The organism is Rathayibacter sp. AY2B5, from assembly GCF_002931645.1.
Lineage (GTDB): Bacteria > Actinomycetota > Actinomycetes > Actinomycetales > Microbacteriaceae > Rathayibacter.
Window position 1 is genome coordinate 1 of sequence record NZ_PSUE01000042.1, and the last position, 16269, is coordinate 16269.

Consider the following 16269-nt stretch of genomic DNA (forward strand, 5'->3'; position numbering starts at 1 on the left):
GGTCGGCGCTACGGCGAGGCGGTCGCCGAGCGGGTCGTGCGGGTGACCGGGCGCGCGGCGGGAGCCGGACGCTCGGCGACGGGGGCGGGCCGCGACGGGGCGGCGGGGTCGGGCGCGGCGGCGGGCTCGCCGGGAGGTGCGACGGTCGCCCAGGAGTCGGGCATCGGCGGCTCGACCGGCGGCATGTCCTCCTCCGGCGGCTCCTCGTCGAACGGGGGCTCGTCGCCGGCGGGAGCGGCTTCAGCGGCGGCGACGGGGGCGGCGCGCACCGGCTCGGCGGCCGCGGCGGGGGCCTCCACCGGAGCGGAGGGAGCAGCCGCCTCGGCCGCAGGGGTCGGATCGGCGGGGATCGCCACCGTGGCCCAGCCGTCGGAGCCGGTCGCGGCCGGGATCGGCGCAGCCGGGGCGGGCGCGGCGGTCGCCTCGACGGCGGCGCGCTCGGCCTCCGGGGCGGCGGCGCGAGGCTCGACACGGGCGATGTACTTCACCCGCAGGCCGAGTACCTGCTGGATCGCCTGACGCAGGTACTCGCTGACTCCGGGCTGCCCGGCGGTTCCCGGCATCTTGAACGACTCGACGTCGTTCTGGCTCGGGAACGAGAGGGTCAGCACGTCGTCCTTGAGGGCGCGCACCTGGGCGGTGTAGGCCACCAGCCAGGCGGTCATCTTCGCCTTCTGCACGACCTCGAGGATCTCGGGCCAGGTGTCCTTCATCCGCTGGAGGGTGACCGCGCCGTCGGCGGGTGCGTCGCCCGCGGCCGCAGCGGGTGCGGAGGCGGCGGCCGCCTCAGTGGACGCAGCGGCCTGATCCGACGGCTCCTGCTCGACCGGCTCCGGACGAGCCGCCGCGGCGGTCGTCGCGCGGGGGCGTCCGGACTGGGCCGGCGCGGACTCATCCGCCTCCGGGGCGGCCGCCGTCTCGTCGGGCGCCGTCACCGGCGGCGCAGCGACCGGTGCGGACGCCGTCACCGGCGCCTCGGTGCGCGGAGCGGCCGCGATGGACTCGGGCACCGAGCCGGGAGCGGCGGCGTGCGAGGCGTGGTGGGGCTCGGGCGCACGGGACGGCTCGGACGCGCGCGACGCCTCGGACGACCGCGGGGCGGGCGCCGCGGACTCGCGCGGCGCGGCCACGTGCCGCGGGCGCTCCTCCTGGGCCGCAGCGGGCGCGATGCCGGCGCCGGTGCCGTGCACCAGGGTGCGGGCGATCATCAGCTCGAGGTGCAGGCGCGGCGAGGTCGCACCGGTCATCTCGGTGAGGGCCTCGTTGACCACGTCGGCGATGCGCGAGAGCTCGGCCAGGCCGAGCGCGCGCGACTGGCCGGCCATGCGGTCGAGCTCGTCCTGCGAGACGCCGCGGAGCACGGCCGAGGCCGCTCCCCCGGTCGCCGCGACGACGATCAGGTCGCGGAGCTTCTCGAGCAGGTCCTCGACGAAGCGGCGCGGGTCCTGCCCCGTCTGGATGACGCGGTCGACCGCTCCGAACGCCTCGGCGGAGTCGTGCTCGGCGAGCGCGTCGACCACCTCGTCGAGCAGGGCGCCGTGGGTGTAGCCGAGGAGGGCGACGGCCCGCTCGTACTCGACGGTCTCGGCCTCGGAGCCGGCCATCAGCTGGTCGAGCAGGGAGAGCGTGTCGCGGACGGACCCGCCGCCCGCGCGGACCACGAGCGGCAGCACGCCGGCCGCCACGTGCACGCCCTCGCGCTCGCAGAGCTCCTGCGTGTAGTCGAGCATCTGCGCCGGCGGGACGAGCCGGAACGGGTAGTGGTGCGTGCGCGAGCGGATCGTGCCGATGACCTTGTCCGGCTCCGTGGTCGCGAAGATGAACTTCACGTGCTCCGGCGGCTCCTCCACGATCTTGAGCAGCGCGTTGAAGCCCTGCGGCGTGACCATGTGCGCCTCGTCGAGGATGAAGATCTTGAAGCGGTCGCGCGCCGGGGCGAAGATGGCGCGCTCGCGCAGATCGCGCGCGTCGTCGACTCCGTTGTGGCTCGCCGCGTCGATCTCGACCACGTCGAGCGAACCCTGGCCCTCGCGGCTGAGCTCGACGCAGCTGTCGCAGACGCCGCAGGGGGTGTCGGTCGGGCCCGTCGCGCAGTTGAGGCAGCGGGCGAGGATGCGCGCCGAGGTGGTCTTGCCGCAGCCGCGGGGGCCGCTGAAGAGGTAGGCGTGGTTGACGCGGTTGGTGCGGAGCGCCGTCATGAGCGGATCCGTCACCTGGGACTGGCCGATCATCTCGGCGAACGTCTCGGGCCGGTACCGGCGATACAGGGCTGCTACCACCCGACAAGAGTAGCCGCGACCTCCGACACCGGAGCCGGGACGGCGGACCTCCGAGCGCGCGTAGCCTCGGTCCCGTGCTCCCGCCGCCTCCGCTCCCCCGCTTCGACGCGGTCGTGCTCGCCGGCGGACGCGCTTCCCGCCTCGGCGGCGCGGTCAAGCCGCTCCTCCGGCACCGCGAGTCGACGCTCCTCGGCACCGCCCTCGCAGCCGTGCGCGGAGCCGAGCGGAGGATCGTGGCCGGACCGTCGTCGCTCGCACCGGCTGTCGACGGCGCCGAGCTCGTCCAGGAGGATCCGCCGTTCGGCGGCCCGGTCGCGGGCCTGGCCGCCGCGCTGCCCCTGCTCGACCGCCCGGGCGCTCCGGACTGGGTCGTCGTGCTCGCCGCCGATCTCGTCGCCCCCGCTCCCGCCGTGCACACCCTGCTCGAGGTCGCGTCGAACGCCGTCGAGGCCTCCCTCCTGGCCGTCGACGCGAGCGGCCGAGCCCAGCAGCTCCTCGGCGTGCACCGGCGAGCGGCCCTCGTCGAAGCGCTCACCGCGCTCGGCGATCCCGACGGCGCCTCGGTGCGCGCCCTCCTCCGGGACCTTCCCCCGCGGCTCGTGACGGTGCCCGGAGGGACGACCGACGACGTCGACGCGCCCGCCGACGCGCACCGGCACGGGATCGACCTGCCGGGCCCGCGCAGCGCAGACTGAGCGGATGGACGACACGACCGGCCCCCGCCCCTCCGCCTCCGACGGCGCCCGCCCCACGGAGGAGGTGCTCGCCGGCTGGTGGGCCGAGCTGTGCTCCGCGCTCGGCCTCGGCGAGGTCCCGGTGGACCCGGACGCCCTGCTCGCCCTCGCCGGTCGCGCGGCGCACGGAGTGGTCCGGCCGGCGGCTCCGCTGACCACGTTCCTCGCGGGCTACGCGGCGGGCCTGGCCGGGGGCGGCCGGGACGCGCTCGACGCGGCGCTCACGGCCTCGCACCGGGCGGTGGACGAGCGTACGCACGCCTCCTGAGACGCTACTCCACCGGCCTCGATCCGGCACCAGGCCGACGCCGTACGGTTCCCCCGAGTCCCGGCGCCGCGGCTCGGACCGAGAGCGGCGCAGGACTCCCGCGGCCGACTGCGCCGCGGTCGTCCATCTGAAGGAGCCCCGCATGTCAGGCAACAGAGCCGTCGCCTACAAGTCCCCCGGAGTCGTCGAGGTCATCGACATCGACTACCCCACCTTCGAGCTGAAGGACGGACCCGGCGTCAATCCGGCGAACATCGGGCGGAAGCTGCCGCACGGCGCCATCCTCCGCACCGTCTCCACCAACATCTGCGGCTCGGACCAGCACATGGTCCGCGGCCGCACCACCGCTCCGTCGGACCTCGTGCTCGGCCACGAGATCACCGGCGAGGTCGTGGAGGTCGGCCCCGACGTCGAGTTCGTCAAGGTCGGCGACATCGTGTCCGTGCCGTTCAACATCGCCTGCGGCCGCTGCCGCAACTGCAAGGAGCGCAAGACCGGCATCTGCCTCAACGTGAATCCGGACCGCCCGGGCAGCGCGTACGGCTACGTCGACATGGGCGGCTGGGTCGGCGGGCAGGCCGAGTACGTGATGGTCCCCTACGCCGACTGGAACCTCCTGGTGTTCCCGGACCGCGATCAGGCGCTCGAGAAGATCCTCGATCTGACGATGCTCTCGGACATCTTCCCGACGGGCTTCCACGGCGCGGTGACCGCCGGGGTCGGCGTCGGCTCCACGGTCTACGTCGCAGGAGCGGGACCGGTCGGACTCGCCGCGGCGGTCGGAGCGCAGCTGATCGGAGCGGCCGTCGTGATCGTCGCGGACCTCAACGAGGAGCGTCTGGCGCAGGCGCGCTCCTTCGGCTGCGAGACGGTCGACGTCTCGAAGGGCGATCCGGCCGGCCAGATCGAGCAGATCCTCGGCGTGCCCGAGGTCGACTGCGGAGTGGACGCCGTCGGCTTCGAGGCGCACGGCAACGGCGCCGACTCGGGGAAGGAGGCGCCGGCGACGGTGCTGAACTCGCTGATGTCGATCACCGCGGCGGGCGGCGCCCTCGGCATCCCGGGCCTCTACGTCACAGGCGACCCGGGCGGAGTCGACGAGGCGGCCCAAGAGGGCTCGCTGTCGATCCGCCTCGGGCTCGGCTGGGCGAAGTCGCTGTCCTTCACCACGGGCCAGTGCCCTGTCATGAAGTACAACCGGCAGCTGATGATGGCGATCCTGCACGACCGGGTCCACATCGCCGACGCGGTCCAGGCCACCGCGATCAGCCTGGACGACGCTCCCCGCGGCTACGCCGACTTCGACAAGGGCGCCGCGAAGAAGTTCGTGCTGAACCCGAACGGCTACCTGGGATGACCGACGGGGCGGGTCCTGCCCAGGGCCCGCCCCGAGCCCCGGGAGAATGGACGGGATGAGCGCACACGGGCACGAGGCGACCGACTGGGACGAGGCCAGGCGGATCGTCGGCGAAGCGGTGGCGCGCTCCGGCGTCTCGACAGTCCCCCTCCTCGACGCCCGCGGAGCCGTCCTCGACCGCGCCGTCACCGCCGCCCGGCCGCTCCCCCACTACGACTCCTCGGCCATGGACGGCTGGGCCGTGCGCGGACCCGGGCCCTGGCCGCTCGAGGACGGCACCGCCGCGCCGATCGTCACCGGAGCCGCCGTGCCCGACTGGAGCGACGCCGTGCTGCCGTCCGAGCAGGGCGCGGTCCGCGACGACCTGCTCACGGCGCGGGCGCCCCTCCCGCCCGGCCGCCACGTCCGGCGCGCGGGCGACGAGGCCGCCCGCGGAGCCGTGCTGGTCGATGCCCGGACCCGCCTCACTCCCGCGCACCTCGCCCTGCTCGCGGTCGCCGGGATCGACGCGCTCGACGTCCGCCCGACCGCCGCGGTCGACCTGCTCCTCACGGGGGACGAGGTCGACACCGAGGGGATGCCGCCCGCCGGACGGGTGCGCGACGCGTTCACGCCGCTGCTGCCCGCGCTGGTCGAGCTCTCGGGCGGAGCCGTGGGAGAGGTCGTGCGCCGCGGCGACGACGAGGAGGCGATCGCACGGACGCTGCTGGCGGGCACGGCGCCGATCCTCCTCACGACGGGCGGGACCGGGCGCTCCCGGGTGGACGCGGTCCGTCGCGCCCTCGATGCGGTGGGCGCGCGCGTCCTCGTCGACGGCGTCGGAATGCGCCCCGGCCACCCGACCATGGCTGCGCTGCTGCCGGGAGGGACGCTGGTGATCGCGCTGCCGGGCAACCCGCTCGCCGCCCTGCTCGCGGCGGTATCCTTCCTGCCGCCGGCCCTCGACGCGGCGTCCGGCGCCGCTGCCCGGCCCCTCGGCCGGGGCGTTCTCGCCGAGCCGCTCGGGCGCGCGGGGACCACGGTGCTCGTGCCCGTCTCCTCCGGCGAGGACGGCTGGCGGGCATCCGCCGGCATCCGCTCGCACATGCTCACCGGTCTCGCCGCCTCGGAGGCCGTGGCCGTCGTGCCCGCACCGGGAGCGGCAGCGGGCGACTCGGTGCGCCTGCTGCCGCTGCCCTGGTGAGGCCTACGCGGACGGTTCGAGGCGGATCACGACCGACTTCGAGGTCGGCGTGTTGCTGATCTTCGCGGTCGAGTCCAGCGGTACGAGGACGTTCGTCTCGGGGTAGTAGGCGGCCGCGCAGCCGCGGGGCGTGTCGTACGCCACGACGCGGAACGCCTCCGCCCGCCGCTCGACGCCGTCGGGCCACTCCGAGACCAGGTCGACCATCGCGCCGTCCGCGAAGCCCAGCTCGGCGACGTCGTCGGCGTGGACGAACACCACCCGGCGGCCGTCGTGGATCCCGCGGTAGCGGTCGTCCTTGCCGTAGATCGTGGTGTTGAACTGGTCGTGCGAGCGCAGCGTCTGCAGCAGCAGCCTGCCCTCCGGAACCCGCGGGTACTCGAGCGGATTCGCGGTGAAGCGGGCCAGACCGGAGGGGGTGTCGAAGCGGCGCGAGTCGCGCGGCGGGTGCGGGAGGACGAAGCCGCCGGGCACGTCGATCCGGGCCTCGAAGCCGTCGAAGCCGGGGACGACGTTGGCGATGTGCGAGCGGATGCGGCGGTAGTCGTCGCGCAGTCCCGCCCAGTCGACCCGCGGGACGTTCTCGCGGCCCTCGAGCAGCCGCTCCGCGATCCCCGTGAGGATCGCCACCTCCGAGCGCAGGCCCGGGCTCGGCGGGCGCAGGCGGCCCCGGGAGGCGTGCACGGCGCTCATCGAGTCCTCGACCGTGACCCGCTGCTCGCCCGAGCGCTGCACGTCGGAGTCGGTGCGGCCGAGGGTGGGCAGGATCAGCGCGCGCCGGCCGGTGACCACGTGCGAGCGGTTGAGCTTGGTCGAGACGTGCACGGTGAGGGCGAGCGAGCGCATCGCCGCCTCCGTCACTCCGCTGTCGGGCGTCGCGCGGGCGAAGTTGCCGCCGAGCCCCATGAACACGCGGGCCTTCCCGTCGCGCATCGCCCGGATCGCGGCGACCGTGTCCGTCCCGTGCACGCGCGGGGAGGAGAAGGAGAACTCGCGGTCGAGCGCGTCGTGGAAGGAGTCCGGCATCCGCTCGAAGATGCCCATCGTGCGGTCGCCCTGCACGTTCGAGTGGCCGCGCACCGGGCAGACGCCCGCGCCGGGCTTGCCGATGTTGCCGGTGAGCAGGAGCACGTTGACGACGTCCTTGAGCGTCGCGACCGAGTGCGCGTGCTGCGTGAGGCCCATCGCCCAGCAGACGACGGTGCCCTCGGACGCCGCGATCAGCTCGGCGACGGTGCGGATGCGCGTCTCGTCGATCCCGCTCGCCCGCTCGATCTCGTCCCACTGGACCTCCCGCAGCCCGTGGAGGTAGTCGGCGAGGCCGCCGGTGCTCTCGCGGATGAAGGCGTGGTCGAAGACGTCGCCGCGCGCCTCCTCCGCCTCGAGCAGCGCCTTGCCCAGACCCTGGAACAGGGCCTGGTCGCCGCCCAGCCGGACCTGGAGGAAGTGGTCGGCGAGGGCCGTGCCGTCGCCCAGGGTGCCGCGGACGGTCTGCGGGTTCTGGAAGCGGAGCAGCCCCGCCTCCGGCAGCGGATTCACGGCCACGATGGTGCCGCCGGCGCGCTTGGCGCGCTCCAGCGCGGTCAGCATCCGCGGGTGGTTCGTTCCGGGGTTCTGGCCGGCGACGATGATCAGCGGAGCCCGCTCCACGTCGCGCAGGCTCACCGAGCCCTTGCCGATCCCGATCGTCTCGGTGAGGGCGGATCCGCTGGACTCGTGGCACATGTTCGAGCAGTCGGGCAGGTTGTTCGTACCGAAGCCGCGGACCATCAGCTGGTAGACGAAGGCCGACTCGTTCGAGGTCCGGCCGGACGTGTAGAAGATCGCCTCGTCAGGGCTCGCGCAGGCGCGCAGCTCCTCCGCCACGAGGTCGAGCGCCTCGTCCCAGCCCACGGGCCGGTAGTGCGTCGCGCCCTCCTCGAGCAGCATCGGCTCCGTGAGCCGGCCCTGCTGGCCGAGCGCGAAGTCGTCCCACTCCTCCAGCTCCGCGACGGGGTGCGCGGCGAAGAAGGCCGATGTGACGGTGCGGAGCGTGGCCTCCTCGGCGACCGCCTTCGCTCCGTTCTCGCAGAACTCGGCGACGTGGCGCTTGTCGCCCTCCGGCCAGGCGCAGCCCGGGCAGTCGAATCCGGCCTTCTGGTTCACCCGCAGGAGCGTCTCGGCGCTGCGCACCGGACCCATCTGCTTGAGCGAGATCTCGAGGGCGTGGGCGACGCCGGGGATCCCGACGGCGCGTCTCTTCGGCGACCGGACGGAGAGGCGGCTCTCGTCGATCGGACTCTCGCGGGGCTCGGCGTCATCGACCATTCCTGCATCGTACGTCCGCACCCCGGCATCGCTCCCGGTTCCCGGTGGGAGGATGACCTCCACCGCCTGAGGAGACCCATGAGCCGCAGTGTCGCCCGCACCCGCCTGACCGCCGTCCGCGCCGGCGATCCGCCCCGACGCCGCGAGGACGTCCTGGCCGTCGAGGAGCCGCTCGAGATCCGCGTCGGCGGACGGCGCTTCAGCGTGACCATGCGCACACCCGGCGACGACTTCGACCTGGTCGCGGGATTCCTGGTGTCCGAGGGGGTGCTCACCGAGTCGGAGCAGCTCGCGGCGATGCGCTACTGCGCGAGCGGCTCCGAGCCGGGAGAGAACACGTACAACGTGGTCGACGCGAGCGTCCGCGGCGGGCGGGAGGCCGTGCTGCTCGAGCGCGAGCGGTCGGTGTACACGACGAGCTCGTGCGGAGTGTGCGGGCTCGCGTCGCTCGAAGCGGTCGCCACCGACTCGGCGTGGAGCGTCGCGGAGGACGACCTGCGGGTCGAGCGGGAGCTGCTGGTCTCTCTCCCCGATCGGCTCCGCGAGGCGCAGGCGGTGTTCGAGCGGACGGGCGGCGTCCACGCGGCCGGGCTGTTCGACGCGGACGGCTCGCTGCTGGTGCTCCGGGAGGACGTCGGGCGGCACAACGCCGTGGACAAGGTGGTCGGCTGGGGGCTCCGGGAGGGGCGGCTGCCGTTGCGGGGGACGCTGCTGCAGGTATCGGGGCGCGCCTCGTTCGAGCTGGTGCAGAAGGCCGTGATGGCCGGCATCCCCCTGCTCGCCGCGGTCGGTGCCCCGTCGTCGCTGGCGGTGGACCTGGCTCGCGACTCCGGCCTCACCCTGATCGGCTTCAGCCGCGGCTCCGGCTTCAACCTCTACGCGGGCGACGCGCGCCTGCTGCCCTGAGCCGGGGCTCCTCAGCCGGCTCCTGCGGATGGAGCAGCCCGCACAGCGGGCGCATCGAGATCCCCCTCGTACTCGGTGGCTCTCGCCACGCCGCGTCCCGCGGCTACTCGACCAGCGAGGGTCGCCGCGTGTTCGGCAGGGGGCCGCGACCCGGAATCGCGTGCGAGCGATTCAGGGCAGCCCGACAAGACCCGCTCTGCGCAACGCAGGCCCACGAGAAGCCGACCGCGGTCGTGCAGCGGGCCACCGCTGCACGACGAGCCAGCACCGCCGCGTGCCAGCGATTCTGGGCAGCCCGACGTACCCGGCTCTGCGCGATGCAGGCCCACGAGAAGCCGACCGCGGTCGCGCAACGGGCCACCGCCGCACGACGAGCGGGCACCGCCGCGTGCGAGCGATTCAGGGCAGCCCGACAGGACCCGCTCCACGGGAGCCGCCACCCCTGGAAGCCGGCCGCGAGTCGTGTCGCGGCTCCGCCGCTACACGACCGACAAGGACTGCCGGGCGATCTCCAGCTCCTCGTTCGTGGGGATGACGAGGACGGCGACGCGGGAGTCGTCGGTGGAGATGCGGCGGGCGCCGCGGTCGGAGGACGTGTTGCGCTCGGGGTCGAGCTCGATGCCCAGGCCCTCGAGGCCGCGGAGGGCGCCGGCGCGGACGGCGGCGACGTTCTCGCCGACTCCCGCCGTGAACACCACGGCGTCGACGCGGCCCAGCTGGGCGTAGAAGGCCCCGATGTAGTGGCGGAGGCGGTGGTAGTAGACCTCGAGCCCGGCGCGGGCCTGCTCGTCGCCGGCCTCGGCCGCCTCCTGGACGTCGCGCATGTCGCCGCGACCCGTGAGGCCGAGGAGGCCGCTTCGGCGGTTGAGGAGGGTGTCGAGCTCGTCGATCGAGAGGCCCGCCTTGCGGGCCAGGTGGAAGACGACGGCCGGGTCGAGGTCGCCGGAGCGGGTGCCCATCACCAGGCCCTCGAGCGGGGTCATGCCCATCGAGGTCTCGACGGAGACGCCGCCGTCGACGGCGCAGGCGGACGCTCCGTTGCCCAGGTGCAGGACGATCGTCTTCAGGTCGGAGCGGCGGCGGCCGAGGTAGGCGGCGGCGGCCTCCGAGACGAACTTGTGCGAGGTGCCGTGGAAGCCGTAGCGGCGGACGCGGTGCTTCTCGGCGAGTTCGGCGGGCAGCGCGTAGGTCGACGCCTCGGCCGGGATCGTGTGGTGGAAGGCGGTGTCGAAGACGGCGACGTGCGGAACGTCCGGGAAGGCCTTCTGCGCCGCCTCGATGCCCTCGAGGTTGGCGGGGTTGTGCAGCGGGGCGAGGTCGGCGAGGTCCTCGATGTTGATCTTGACCAGGTCGGTGACGACGGTGGGCTCGAAGAAGCGCTTGCCGCCGTGCACGACGCGGTGGCCCACGGCGACGGGAGGGAACTCGTCGAGGCTCGGGCCGTGCTCGCCGAACGCGCGGATCATCGCGTCGAAGCCGGCGGTGTGGTCGGGGATCGGCCCCTCGATCTCGAACGACTCCCCGTCGCGGGTGTGCTTCGTGCGGCCGGTGTCCTCGCCGATCCGCTCGACGAGGCCGCTGGCGAGCGTCTCCTCGGTGGTCATCTCGATGAGCTGGTACTTGAACGACGACGATCCGCTGTTGACGACGAGGACGACGGACATGAGGGGACTCCTGGGGTGATCGGGGTCGGGAGGGGCGGCGGCGGGGTCGCCGCTAGCGCACCACGGGGATGGCGGCGGTGGGCGGGACGATGGCCTGGGTGGCGGCCTGGATGGCCGTGATCGCGACGGTGTTGACGATGTCCTGCACGAGCGCGCCGCGCGAGAGGTCGTTGACCGGCTTGCGCAGACCCTGGAGGACCGGTCCGATGGCGACGGCGCCGGCCGAGCGCTGCACGGCCTTGTAGGTGTTGTTGCCCGTGTTGAGGTCGGGGAAGATGAACACCGTCGCGCGCCCGGCGACCTGGGAGCCGGGCATCTTCGAGGCCGCGACCGCCGCGTCGGCCGCCGCGTCGTACTGGATCGGGCCCTCGACGAGCAGGTCGGGCCGGCGCTCGCGCACCAGAGCCGTCGCCGCGCGGACCTTCTCGACGTCGGCGCCGGCTCCGCTCTCGCCGGTGGAGTAGGAGAGCATCGCGATGCGGGGGTCGATCCCGAACTGCTGGGCGGTCTCGGCGGACGAGATCGCGATGTCGGCGAGCTGCGCCTCGGTGGGGTCGGGGTTCACCGCGCAGTCGCCGTAGACCAGCACGCGGTCGGCGAGCGCCATCAGGAACACGCTCGAGACGACGGAGACGCCCGGGCTCGTCTTGATGATCTCGAAGCCGGGGCGGATGGTGTGCGCGGTCGTGTGCGCGGCTCCCGAGACCATCCCGTCGGCCAGGCCGAGCTGCACCATCATCGTGCCGAAGTAGGAGACGTCCGTGACGGTGTCGTAGGCGTGGTCGTAGGTGATGCCCTTGTGCGCGCGGATGCGGGCGTACTCCTCGGCGAAGCGCGCGCGGTGCTCGGGGTCGAGGGTGCTCAGCACGCGCGCGCCGTCGAGGTCGAGGCCGAGGCCCGCCGCACGGGCGCGGATCTCGGCCTCCTCGCCGAGGATCGTGAGCCGGGCGATGCCGCGCTTGAGCACGGTCGCGGCGGCACGGAGGATCCGGTCGTCGCCGCCCTCGGGCAGGACGATGTGGCGGTCGGCGATGCGCGCGCGCTCGATCAGCCCGTACTCGAACATCAGCGGCGTGACGACCTCGGACCGGCCGACGTCGAGGAGGGTGAGCAGCTCGACCGCGTCGACCGCCTCCTGGAAGAGGGCGAGGGAGGTGTCGCGCTTGCGCGGGGAGTCGGCCGCCAGGCGGCCGCGGGCCGCGGTGACGCGGACGGCGGTGTCGTAGGTGCCGAGCTCGGTCATCACGATCGGCACGCGGCTGTCGACGCCCTCGATCAGCCGGACGATCGGCTCCGGCAGCTCGAAGCCGCCGTTGAGGATGATGCCGGTGACCGTGGGGAACGTGCCGGAGGCGTACGCCATGATCACGGCGAGGACGACCTCGGGCCGGTCGCCGGGGACGATCACGACGCCGCCCTCGGTGAGCCGCGGCAGGACGTTCACCATCGACATGCCGGCGATCACCACGCCGAGCGCCTCGCGGCCGAGCAGCTCCGGATCGCCCGCGACGACGACGCCGTCGACCGCCTCGACCAGGCGGGACAGGCTCGGAGCGACGAGGAACGGATCCTCGCGGATCGCCCAGACCGGGACGGTGGCGGGGATGCTCTCGCGGATCGCGGCGACGGCGTCGGCGGCGGTGTCGGGATCGGCGCGGTTCGCGATCACTCCGATGAGGCTCGCGTGGGCCGTGCGCAGCTCGACCGAGGCGAGCTCCGTGATCTGGCGCATCTCCTCCGGCGTGCGCGCGGGAGCCTGGCCCAGCTGCTCGCTGCGGGACGAGTCCCGGCCGGTGAGGACGAGCAGGACCGGGGCACCGAGGTTGGCGGCGATGCGGGCGTTGTAGCCGAGCTCGGTGGGGCTGCCGACGTCCGTGTAGTCGGAGCCGAGGATGACGACGGCGTCGCACCGGGCCTCGACGCCCTTGTACCGCTCGACGATCCGCGAGAGCGCCGCCTCGCCGTCGGCGTGGACGTCCTCGTAGGTGACGCCGATGCAGTCCTCGTAGGCGAGGCCCGAGTCGGAGTGGCCGAGCAGCATCTCGAGCACGTAGTCCGGCTCGGAGGTGGAGCGGGCGATCGGGCGGAAGACGCCGACCCGCTGCACCTGACTGCTGAGCGCATCGAGGACGCCGAGGGCGACCGTGGACTTGCCCGAATGACCTTCGGCGGACGAGATGTAGATGCTCTGAACCATCGGATCCAGCCTACCGAGGGGGTCCCTCCGCCTGGCTGAGCAGAGGCCAGGGATGGGAGGGCGTGCATGGCGCGCGGCTGTGGAGGAGCGTCCGCAGTCGGTAGGGCCTCGTAGCGGCTGTGCGGCGGTCCATCGGCGGAGCAGGCGGGCCGGTTAACGGAAGAAGACCCCCCGCGCACCCGCCAGAGCCCGGTTACCCTTGCTGCGTTTCCGCCCTGGGGGAGTTGGCCTGGATGGCGCCACGCGGGGAGCCGGGTGACAGTCTAACCGACGACGGCGGCCGAGGAGAGCGGGGCGTGTCGGGGTCGTGGTCAGCGGGAGCCTCCGACACCGGCTAGTATCGATGAGTCGCGGCTCAGGTCGTGCCAGGAGGATTCGCCTAGTGGCCTATGGCGCACGCTTGGAAAGCGTGTTGGGTGAAAGCCCTCGGGGGTTCGAATCCCCCATCCTCCGCGAACGGTGTCCGTTGCTCTCGCCAGCACGGGCACCGTTTTGTTTAACCGGTGCGGCCGATCGTCGGAGCCCGGTCGACCGGTGAAGGCGTCGATCGGAGCGGCCCACTCAAGCATCGCCGGGTTCGCGCCGCCGGTGCACGACGAAATCGCGCCGAGCAGGGGCCGCCGATCGTCCGGCGCGTGCCGGGCGCGGGATCAGCCGTAGAGGTGGTTCGTCCGCGCGCAGGAGTCGGAGCAGAACGCGCCACGGCGGGCGACGAGCGGGGCCGAGCAGGCGGCGCAGACGGGGCGGAAGAAGAGTTCGGCTATGGTTCGCGACATGGTCCGACCGTAGGTGCCGGTCCCGGATCGTGCCCGTCGCCATCCGTATTACGACAACGAGGACGACAGGGCGGCGATACGGACCCTCCGGCGACGCCGGCCGTCAGTCGGCGATGCGCTCGAGCCATTCGTCGAGCAGGAGCCGCTCCCCCGCGCTGAGGGGCTCGATCTGCGGCAGCGCCGTCCGCAGGGCGACGGCGTGCGCGACGACCGCACGGGCGGCGGGATCGGTGGGGCCCGCCTCCGCCGTGGTGATCGCCGCGAGGACGGACTCGCGCGAGCGGGACGAGAGCTCGTCGTCGGGGTCGGCGAGGGCGGTCAGCGTGAGGGTGCAGCCGAGCGCGGCCGACTGGAGCAGGCGGGAGGCCCGCTCGACGTCGACGGTGAGGCGGCCGGCTTCGGCGACGGCCCGGACCGCGTCGAGGAGGACGCCGCGGGACAGGCGCGCCGCCTCCGACTCCTCCCCCGGCCGCGCGGTGAACATCAGCGCGTAGAGGTGCGGTTCGGCGAGTCCGAAGGCGACGTGGTGATCCCAGGCGGCACGGAGCGCGTCGACCGGGTCGGCCGGCGCCTCGCTCCGCTCGAAGTCGGCGAGGGCCGTGGCGAATCCGGCTGCCGCGGCCGAGTCGAGCAGCCCGCGCAGGTCGCCGAACGTCCGGTAGATCGTGGGGGCCTGGACCCCCGCCGCCGCGCTGATCGCCCGCGTCGACACCGCGTCCCGCCCGCCGTCCGCCAGCAGCTCGACCGTCGCTCGGAGGATCCGCTCCCGCGTCGTCCCGCTCTCACTCATGCTACCGACGCTAACACGCTCCCGTTAGCGCCTCGTCTCCCCGAGCGGCCCGGGTCGCGTCAGCGCCGTCGGGCGGTCCCGAAGATCCCGCGGACCACCTCGCGCAGCAGCGTCCTGCCGGCGCTCGAGCCCAGCACCTCCTCGACGACCGTCTTGTCGCGGCGGGCGCTGCGGGTCCCGCGGGAGGTCGGTGCCGTGCGCCGTCGGGAGCGCTCGGCGGCCTGGTCGGCGGCGCGCTCGGCGGCGGCCCGCTCCTTCGCGCGGCGGGCGGCGTCCGCGGTCTCCTCCTTGGCGCGACGCGCGTCCTCCTTGGCGCGGCGGGCGTCGTCGGCGGCCTGCTGCTCGGCGGCGGCGCGGGCCTCCTCGGCGTCGGCGGCGGCGTCGAGCCGGCGGGTGAGGATCTCGCGGGCGGAGTCGCGGTCGAGGGGCGTGCCGTAGCGCGCGAGGAGCGGGGACCTCTGGACGCTCGCCTCGCGGTCGGCCTCGGGGGTGGGCTTCATCGAGCCGAGCGGGGCGCGGAGACGCGTCCAGGCGACCGGGGTCGGGGCGCCGCGCTCGTTCATGACCGTCACGATCGCCTCGCCGATGGGGAGCGCCTGGAGGACCTCACCGAGGTCGTAGTCGCTCTCGGGGTAGGTCGAGACGGTGGCGCGGAGGGCCTTGGCGTCGTCCGGCGTGTGCGCGCGGAGCTGGTGCTGCACGCGGGAGCCGAGCTGGGCGAGGACGTCGCCGGGCACGTCCTTCGGGGTCTGCGTGACGAAGACGATGCCGACGCCCTTGGAGCGGATGAGGCGCACGGTCTGGGTGATCGCGGCGAGGAAGTCCTTCGACGCGTCGCGGAAGAGCAGGTGCGCCTCGTCGAAGAAGAACACCAGCTTCGGCTTGTCGAGGTCGCCGACCTCCGGCAGGTCGTTGAAGAGGTCGGCGAGCAGCCACATCAGGAAGGTGGAGAACAGAGCCGGTCGGTCGGCGACTCCGGGGACCTCGAGGAGGCTGACGACGCCGCGCCCGTCGGCGGCGAGGCGGAGGAACTCGGCCGTGTCGATCTCAGGCTCACCGAAGAACACGTCGGCGCCCTGGTCGGCGAACGCGATCAGCTCGCGGAGGATCACGCCGGCGGTCGCCTTCGACAGCCCGCCGAGCTCGGCGAGCTCCGCCTTGCCCTCGTCGCCGACGAGGTAGGTGAGCACGGCGCGGAGATCGGACAGGTCGACGAGCGGGAGACCGGCGCTCTCGGCGTAGTGGAAGACGAGGCCGAGGCTCGACTCCTGCGTGTGGTTGAGGCCGAGCACCTTCGCGAGCAGCAGCGCGCCGAATCCCGTCACGGTGGCGCGGACGGGGACGCCGGTGCCGATGCCGCCGAGCGCGAAGTACTCGGCGGGGGCCGCCTCCGCCCGCCAGTCCTGGCCGATGCCGCGGGTGCGGGCGAGCAGCGCGTCGGTCGCCGTGCCCGGAGTGGCGAGGCCGGAGAGGTCGCCCTTGATGTCCGCAGCGAAGACGGGGACGCCGTGGGCCGAGAGCTGCTCGGCGAGGACCTGCAGCGTCTTCGTCTTGCCGGTGCCGGTCGCGCCGACGACGAGGCCGTGCCGGTTGAGCATGCCGAGCGGAATGCGGACGGGCACGTCGATCCGCGCGTCGCCGTTGACGAGGGCGCCGAGCTCGAGGGCCGGGCCGGTGAACGCGTACCCGGCGCGCACGGCGTCGACGGCGCTCTCGGGGAGCGGAGCGGAGCAGTCCGCTGCTCCCGTTGCCCCGGACGCCGTCGCTCCGGACGCCGTCGCTTCCGGTCCGATCGCTCCGGATGCACC

12 protein-coding genes, 1 tRNA gene and 1 other RNA gene are annotated in these 16269 nt (G+C 73.8%); 6 read left to right on the forward strand and 8 right to left on the reverse strand.

The features are described from left to right. Positions 1-8 precede the first annotated feature (8 nt). Entirely contained in the window at positions 9-2279 is a 2271-nt protein-coding gene (locus C5C30_RS16655) for a DNA polymerase III subunit gamma and tau (RefSeq protein WP_104334134.1), read from the reverse strand. 74 nt (positions 2280-2353) lie between these two features. Between C5C30_RS16655 and C5C30_RS16660 the strand changes: the two genes are divergently transcribed. The 4 genes from C5C30_RS16660 to C5C30_RS16675 all read left to right on the forward strand — a co-directional run bounded on the left by C5C30_RS16660 (position 2354) and on the right by C5C30_RS16675 (position 5821). Next, positions 2354-2974 (forward strand): molybdenum cofactor guanylyltransferase, encoded by a 621-nt coding sequence (locus C5C30_RS16660; protein WP_258066033.1) that lies wholly within the window; start codon positions 2354-2356, stop codon positions 2972-2974. Between the two features lie 4 nt (positions 2975-2978). Then, positions 2979-3281 carry a DUF6457 domain-containing protein gene (locus tag C5C30_RS16665; RefSeq protein WP_219827812.1) on the forward strand — a complete coding sequence of 101 codons (303 nt, stop codon included), beginning with the start codon at positions 2979-2981 and terminating at the stop codon, positions 3279-3281. Positions 3282-3423: 142 nt separating this feature from the next. After that, complete coding sequence (fdhA, locus tag C5C30_RS16670) at positions 3424-4638, forward strand: formaldehyde dehydrogenase, glutathione-independent (RefSeq protein ID WP_104334135.1); 1215 nt, start codon at positions 3424-3426, stop codon at positions 4636-4638. Positions 4639-4693: 55 nt separating this feature from the next. Next, entirely contained in the window at positions 4694-5821 is a 1128-nt protein-coding gene (locus C5C30_RS16675; RefSeq protein WP_181069251.1) for a molybdopterin molybdotransferase MoeA, read from the forward strand. A 3-nt stretch (positions 5822-5824) separates the two neighbouring features. Here C5C30_RS16675 and C5C30_RS16680 read toward each other — a convergent pair whose 3' ends face one another. Then, positions 5825-8128 carry an FdhF/YdeP family oxidoreductase gene (locus C5C30_RS16680; RefSeq protein WP_104334136.1) on the reverse strand — a complete coding sequence of 768 codons (2304 nt, stop codon included), beginning with the start codon at positions 8126-8128 and terminating at the stop codon, positions 5825-5827. 78 nt (positions 8129-8206) lie between these two features. On the opposite strand from C5C30_RS16680, the gene fdhD reads away from it, so the two are divergent. Next, on the forward strand, positions 8207-9034 hold the full coding sequence (fdhD, locus tag C5C30_RS16685) for a formate dehydrogenase accessory sulfurtransferase FdhD (RefSeq protein ID WP_104227459.1): 828 nt from the start codon (positions 8207-8209) through the stop codon (positions 9032-9034). 479 nt (positions 9035-9513) lie between these two features. Here fdhD and C5C30_RS16690 read toward each other — a convergent pair whose 3' ends face one another. From C5C30_RS16690 to ffs, 3 genes are all read right to left on the reverse strand, one after another. Continuing rightward, positions 9514-10698: an acetate/propionate family kinase gene (locus tag C5C30_RS16690; protein ID WP_104227458.1), complete on the reverse strand. Its 1185-nt coding sequence runs from the start codon at positions 10696-10698 to the stop codon at positions 9514-9516. Between the two features lie 52 nt (positions 10699-10750). After that, positions 10751-12895: a phosphate acetyltransferase gene (gene pta, locus C5C30_RS16695; protein ID WP_104227473.1), complete on the reverse strand. Its 2145-nt coding sequence runs from the start codon at positions 12893-12895 to the stop codon at positions 10751-10753. Between the two features lie 159 nt (positions 12896-13054). Next, positions 13055-13151: signal recognition particle sRNA small type (ffs, locus tag C5C30_RS16700), an RNA gene on the reverse strand. A gap of 112 nt (positions 13152-13263) precedes the next feature. Between ffs and C5C30_RS16705 the strand changes: the two genes are divergently transcribed. Then, a tRNA-Ser gene (locus C5C30_RS16705) sits at positions 13264-13348 on the forward strand. A gap of 197 nt (positions 13349-13545) precedes the next feature. On the opposite strand, the gene C5C30_RS18145 is transcribed toward C5C30_RS16705, so the two are convergent. The 3 genes from C5C30_RS18145 to C5C30_RS16715 form a co-directional block, all read right to left on the reverse strand. Beyond that, positions 13546-13671 (reverse strand): hypothetical protein, encoded by a 126-nt coding sequence (locus C5C30_RS18145; protein ID WP_258062975.1) that lies wholly within the window; start codon positions 13669-13671, stop codon positions 13546-13548. A gap of 103 nt (positions 13672-13774) precedes the next feature. Next, complete coding sequence (locus C5C30_RS16710) at positions 13775-14461, reverse strand: TetR/AcrR family transcriptional regulator (RefSeq protein ID WP_104227474.1); 687 nt, start codon at positions 14459-14461, stop codon at positions 13775-13777. A 59-nt stretch (positions 14462-14520) separates the two neighbouring features. Continuing rightward, on the reverse strand, positions 14521-16269 hold a 1749-nt coding region (locus C5C30_RS16715; RefSeq protein ID WP_374955308.1), incomplete at its 5' end, for a helicase HerA-like domain-containing protein.

Coding starts and splice junctions, on each gene's coding strand:
- C5C30_RS16665 (WP_219827812.1), top strand. CDS start 2,979: ATGGACGACACGACCGGCCCCCGCCCCTCCGCCTCCGACGGCGCCCGC.
- fdhA (WP_104334135.1), top strand. CDS start 3,424: ATGTCAGGCAACAGAGCCGTCGCCTACAAGTCCCCCGGAGTCGTCGAG.
- C5C30_RS16675 (WP_181069251.1), top strand. CDS start 4,694: ATGAGCGCACACGGGCACGAGGCGACCGACTGGGACGAGGCCAGGCGG.
- C5C30_RS16680 (WP_104334136.1), bottom strand. CDS start 8,128: ATGGTCGATGACGCCGAGCCCCGCGAGAGTCCGATCGACGAGAGCCGC.
- fdhD (WP_104227459.1), top strand. CDS start 8,207: ATGAGCCGCAGTGTCGCCCGCACCCGCCTGACCGCCGTCCGCGCCGGC.
- C5C30_RS16690 (WP_104227458.1), bottom strand. CDS start 10,698: ATGTCCGTCGTCCTCGTCGTCAACAGCGGATCGTCGTCGTTCAAGTAC.
- pta (WP_104227473.1), bottom strand. CDS start 12,895: ATGGTTCAGAGCATCTACATCTCGTCCGCCGAAGGTCATTCGGGCAAG.
- C5C30_RS18145 (WP_258062975.1), bottom strand. CDS start 13,671: ATGTCGCGAACCATAGCCGAACTCTTCTTCCGCCCCGTCTGCGCCGCC.
- C5C30_RS16710 (WP_104227474.1), bottom strand. CDS start 14,461: ATGAGTGAGAGCGGGACGACGCGGGAGCGGATCCTCCGAGCGACGGTC.